We start from the raw sequence: 5,424 nt of genomic DNA on the forward strand, positions 1-5,424 counted from the left end.
GACCTGCTGCCCGACTTCAAGGCCCTGCAAACTGTAGAGGCAGAAAGCTTCAAGCCGAACTATCCGAAACCGGATGGCAAGCTGACCTTTGACCGTCTGTCTTCCGTCTTTGTATCCAACACGGTACATGAGGAAAACCAGCCGTCTCACCTCAAGCTGGCTGATGCGTCTATTCCGGTTGAGGTCAACCTGCCGAAATATGACGAGCCGGCACAGCGTTACTGTCCGGCCGGGGTTTACGAGATTGTTCAGGAAGAGACTGGACCACGGTTCCAGATCAATGCAGCGAACTGTGTGCACTGCAAGACCTGTGACATCAAGGACCCTTCACAGAACATCACATGGGTAACACCGGAAGGTGGTGGTGGTCCTAACTATCCAAATATGTAATAAGAAAAGCCCGCTTCATGAAGCGGGCTTTTTATAGAGATTGATAACAGGTATATATTTTTATAGAAAAGATCAGGCTTCAACGATCAGTGAAGCTGCAATTAGCCACATAATCATGCCAATTATAATATCCAGAATTTTCCATGCCTTGGGCTTTTCAAAAACGGGCTCCAATAATCTTGCACCAAAAGCCAAACTGAAAAAGAATATAAAGGATGCAGATACTGCGCCGCTGGCAAAGGCCATCTTATTACTATACTGGGATGAGATTGATCCGAGCAGAACCACGGTATCTAAATAAACATGGGGATTAAGCCAGGAAAAAGTTAAACATAGCAGTATAGTCTGACGCAGAGAAGCAGTTTTCTGTTTTGAAGCATGTAAACCTTCCTGTGCTCTATAGGCCTGATAAAAACTGCGTAGTCCGTAACCAAACAGAAAAATGGCGCCAAACCATTTCATCGCCTGAATGAGACCTTCCTGCTGGCTTAAGAGATGGGCAAAGCCAAAAACACCAAGAGAAATCAGTAGTGCATCGGACAGCGCACAAACTAGAGCTACTGCAAATACATGCTGACGAAGCAACCCCTGTTTTAACACAAAGGCATTTTGTGCCCCAATCGCCATAATCAAGGAGAACCCTAAAACCAGGCCAGATAAACAACTACTCACGCACCATTAACCCTTACGTACCAGGTAATGATATTCCTTATGCTGTTCAGTATCTGTTAATTCTTCCTGAAGCAGTAGCTCGTGACCCAAGTGCATACAGAATTTCGGGATATCCCAAGAGGTTGAAGGATCAGTTGCGAATACCTCGACGACATCACCCGTTTTTACTTTTCGAATAGCCTGATGCAGCATCATTACTGGCTCTGGGCAACGTAACCCACGAGTATTTAACTGGATATCAGGCGTTAACGCAGGTTCAGACATGCTCTATCTCGAATGACATAAACCGCTCTATTTTAACATAAAGCGCTCAATACTCTGACTGATTTATTTATAGGGTGCATTTTACTGGACCGTTTAAAACATATATACCAAAGCTATACATGCTTATAGTTTGTTACAGCCTTATAGCAATAGCACTGCACTGTTTTTTAGATTATTGCTAAGCTGATTATTCGCTATTATTAATTGATTGTTCTTACCTCCCACTTTTCTCTATAGCAATAGCAGGAGTGAATAAGATGCTTCATCAGGAAATGCAAAAAATATTACAGGACTTGCAAAAGGTTCAGGCGAAACCGGCGGTCAGTATCTTTGTCAAAACTCACCGTACTTTTCCAGATAATGAAAAAGATCCGATTGCTTTAAAAAATCAACTCAAAGCTGCTGAAGATTGCTTGAAGAAAAAACATGGTGCAGAAATTACCCAGCAGGTCATGCGAAAAATTCACCAGGAGCTGGATGACTTCAGACCAAATTATAATCTTGATACGCTGGCTATTTTTGCCTCGCCGGAACAGGCGCATGTATTGCGGTTTCCATTTGATACAGTGGAGCGTGTAGTAATCAATGATCAGTTTGCTGTACGTGATATTTTAAAAAGCCTATCTTCTGCTGTGCATTATTATGCACTGGTTATTACCCGTGAAAAGGGCCGTCTGATTGAGGCAATTGATGACAGGGTTATTCACGAATTTAACCCAGAAGATACTGATTTACTCGAAAATCTGCCTTATGGTGCTTTTCCGGTAGTAACTGACAGTTTGGCCACTACCAGTGCTGCTGAACGTTCTATCAATGAAGATAAATATCTCAAAGAGTTCTTAAATCACATTGACAAGAACCTGCAGGCAGTTTTAGGCAGACGTAACTTGCCTGTAATTCTGATCGGTGACAAACGTAATATCGGTTTTTATAAAGAAATTTGTGACCAGCCTAATGTAATAATCGCCACTGTTGATAATGTAACTTATCTGGATAACGGTGATGCCCAACATATTGTTAACAGTATTCAGCCTGCGCTACAGCACTACCAGCAGCAGCGGCAATTACAGGCACGACAGAATATGCAGTCGCTTTATGGCACCCCAAGAATTCGGACAGATCTCCAGGAAATTTATCGGGCAGCATTAGAAGGTAATACTGCAACGCTTTATGTGCGTCAGGGTCACACACTACCGGGCCAACTGGCTCCTGAACAGCAGAGCGTTATACTAAATGATGCAGGCGATACAGAACCCCGGACTAATGATGTTATTGATGACCTCATTGAACTGGTCAGAAAAAATAGTGGTCAGGTTATGTTTCTAGATCAGACCATGATGGAAGGTCATGACCCTCTGGTTTTAGCTACCCGTTATTAATGTGACGTCCCAGCCATAGTCCTCGAGGGCTATGGCTCTTTTGAATCTTTTTTATATAAAACCGGGGCTATTTTTAGATTTATCTATAAAAATTGGAATTTTTCTAAAATAAAACTTCTGACTCTGCCGTTTGCAACTTTTATCCTTTCGCTGATGTTTGTAGATGCACAGGTTTATTTTCTTCGGTATGATTAAATTACTTTTATTAGCTACCAAGAGTCTTTAGGAAAGATCATGCACGAGGAATCAGGCCCGTCGTGGGGTATGCGAGGCTTACGCAAATGGTTGGGCACCGCCCCCGGCACCCGCGATGAACTGTTAAAACTAGTACAAGATTCACGTCGTTTTTTGGAACCCGATACTGTCGCCATGCTTGAAGGCGTACTTGACCTGCCAGCCACTAAAGTACGTGAAGTCATGACTCCACGTACTGCCATTATTAGCCTGCAGGAAGACGATCAGTTACTTGATATCCTGCATGTCCTGATTGAATCGGCACATTCGCGCTTTCCGGTATTTTCATCTGATCAGCCAGATAATGTAGTCGGAATTTTGCTGGCCAAAGACCTCCTCCCGTTTATGACCACGCCAACACCTAAAATTGATGTACGTGCACTCATGCGTCAACCGCTGTTTGTACCTGAAAGTGCACGCTCAGATCAGGTATTGAGAATGCTCAAGAATACCCAGACCCATATTGCAATCGTTATTGATGAATATGGCTCGACTTCTGGTCTGGTAACACTTGAAGATATTCTGGAAGAAATTGTCGGCGAAATTGAAGATGAACACGACAAGATTGATGAAGAAGCACAATATATTATTCCAGACCAGACACATAGCACAGCCAATGCATGGATTGTTCAGGCACTTACACCAATTGAACACTTCAACACAGTTTTAGATGCTGATTTTTCTGATGATGAGGTAGAAACTGTCGGCGGTTTGCTGCTACAGGAAATCGGTCTGGTGAGTGACCTGCAAGGTCAGGTGATTGAACTTGGAGACTGGGAATTCAGTATTGTAGAAGCAGATGCCCGCACTATTCATCTGATTCGAGCTGTACGTAAATGAGAGCATATTTTGACAAGCTGTTATCCACTTCAGAACAAAAAAAACAGCTCCCCCTTATTTTTCCTTTATTAATTTCTTTATTTGCCGGCGCTATTTTTAGCTTTGCGCTGGCCCCTTATTACTGGTGGTGGCTGGCGATACTCTCACCAGCACTCTTGTATGCGTCATTACGTCATCGCTCAGCCAAGCAGGCGTTTGTACTTGGCTGGGCCTATGGTTTCGGCTTATGGTTTGTTGGTGCATTCTGGCTGTTTACCTCAATCCATACATATGGCGATACTAATGCAATCCTCAGTGTACTGATGATTGCCATTATGGCACTGGTTATGGGACTGTTTAGTGCCTTGCAGGCTTGGGCTTATCGGCGCTTTTTCCCTGAAACTCCTCTCACTTTTGCACCTCTCTGGGTATTTTCAGAATGGGCCAAAACTTGGGTGTTTACCGGGTTTCCATGGCTGTTTGCCGGATATGCCTTTACTGAACGCTTCCTAGACAGCTATGCCCCACTTTTTGGTGTGTTTGGGGTCTCTTTTGTTGTTATTACTCTGGCCTGTGCCTTGGTCGAAGTTTTAAATCGACGGGTATTCTGGGTGGTTCCCTCTGCCGTGCTATTGCTGGGAGCTTGGGGTGCTGCACAGCTTCACTTTGTTGAACAGAAAGCAACCAAACCGCTATCAGTTTCCCTGATTCAGGGCAATATTCCACAGGACCTAAAATGGTTGACTGAATACCAGGCCAAAACCCTCATGATTTATGTAAATTTGAGCCGGACCGAATGGGGGCGTGACTTGATTGTCTGGCCGGAATCCTCGATTCCAATGTTCCAGAGTGATATTGAACCGTTTTTAAAAGCTATGCAGGCTCAGGCAGAAAAAACTGATACTGCCTGGGTAACTGGTATTCCATATTGGGATTTGAAAGAATCCAAACAGACCGGTTATCCGATGTATTATAACAGTATTATGGCTTCTGGCAGTGAAGCAGAAGGTCTGTACAAAAAACAGCGACTAGTTCCATTCGGGGAATATATTCCGCTTTCAGGCTTACTCAGCTGGGTTTTACCAGGTGTACAAAATGATGTCATGCTCAGTGGTTTTTCCCGTGGTTCAAGCGAACAAAAACCACTGATGATTAAAAACCATCCCTTAGCATCAGCTATCTGTTATGAAATTGCCTACCCCAACCTGACTCGCCGCAACGCCAGCACCAGTGACTTTCTGGTGACTGTCTCGAATGATGCCTGGTTTACTGGTACAGCTGGACCTTGGCAGCATTTACAAATGGTTCAGATGCGGGCCAAAGAAAATGGACGCTGGTTTATCCGGGCAACCAATACAGGTGTAACAGCATTTATTGATCATACCGGTCATATAGTAAAACAGGCTCCAACTGATCAGGAGTTTATACTGCGCGGCGAACTGCCGGACATGCAAGGCCAAACTTGGTATAACCGTTTTAGCGACTGGCCGATTCTGGGCTTTTCACTTTTTCTTCTGGTCTTGGGCTGGATCTATCGTCCACGTAAAGTAGATGTTTCATTTAAATCGCGACGCTAAGGCCTAAATTTTTATTCTAGATAAAAAAACCTGATTTCATCATCCGGTTTTTTGTACATTTTAAATAGGCATTAAAATCAAAGCTGAAC

At 43.7% G+C, this 5,424-nt stretch carries 6 protein-coding genes; 4 read left to right on the plus strand and 2 right to left on the minus strand.

Translation table 11 applies throughout. The features are described from left to right. Positions 1–390: 4Fe-4S dicluster domain-containing protein (locus B3X18_RS08280; protein WP_010700185.1), on the plus strand; the 390-nt coding region annotated here is incomplete at its 5' end. A gap of 72 nt (positions 391–462) precedes the next feature. Here the strand turns inward: B3X18_RS08280 and B3X18_RS08285 are convergent. Further along, the gene (locus B3X18_RS08285) at positions 463–1,062 is read right to left on the minus strand and encodes a LysE/ArgO family amino acid transporter (protein ID WP_026055491.1); all 600 of its coding nucleotides are present in this window, start codon (positions 1,060–1,062) and stop codon (positions 463–465) included. A 6-nt stretch (positions 1,063–1,068) separates the two neighbouring features. Beyond that, the gene (tusA, locus tag B3X18_RS08290) at positions 1,069–1,326 is read right to left on the minus strand and encodes a sulfurtransferase TusA (RefSeq protein WP_005023146.1); all 258 of its coding nucleotides are present in this window, start codon (positions 1,324–1,326) and stop codon (positions 1,069–1,071) included. Between the two features lie 257 nt (positions 1,327–1,583). Here tusA and B3X18_RS08295 point away from each other — a divergent pair, with 257 nt between their 5' ends. The 3 genes from B3X18_RS08295 to lnt all read left to right on the plus strand — a co-directional run bounded on the left by B3X18_RS08295 (position 1,584) and on the right by lnt (position 5,335). Continuing rightward, the gene (locus B3X18_RS08295) at positions 1,584–2,705 is read left to right on the plus strand and encodes a hypothetical protein (protein ID WP_005023144.1); all 1,122 of its coding nucleotides are present in this window, start codon (positions 1,584–1,586) and stop codon (positions 2,703–2,705) included. A 234-nt stretch (positions 2,706–2,939) separates the two neighbouring features. Then, positions 2,940–3,779, plus strand: coding sequence for an HlyC/CorC family transporter (locus tag B3X18_RS08300; RefSeq protein WP_005016900.1), 840 nt, complete (start codon positions 2,940–2,942; stop codon positions 3,777–3,779). Further along, entirely contained in the window at positions 3,776–5,335 is a 1,560-nt protein-coding gene (gene lnt / locus B3X18_RS08305; protein ID WP_286935388.1) for an apolipoprotein N-acyltransferase, read from the plus strand. Before B3X18_RS08300 ends, lnt begins: the two co-directional genes overlap by 4 nt. Positions 5,336–5,424 lie beyond the last annotated feature (89 nt).

Origin of the sequence: Acinetobacter sp. UBA6571 (genome assembly GCF_002434085.1) — a bacterium.
Taxonomy (GTDB): domain Bacteria; phylum Pseudomonadota; class Gammaproteobacteria; order Pseudomonadales; family Moraxellaceae; genus Acinetobacter; species Acinetobacter radioresistens.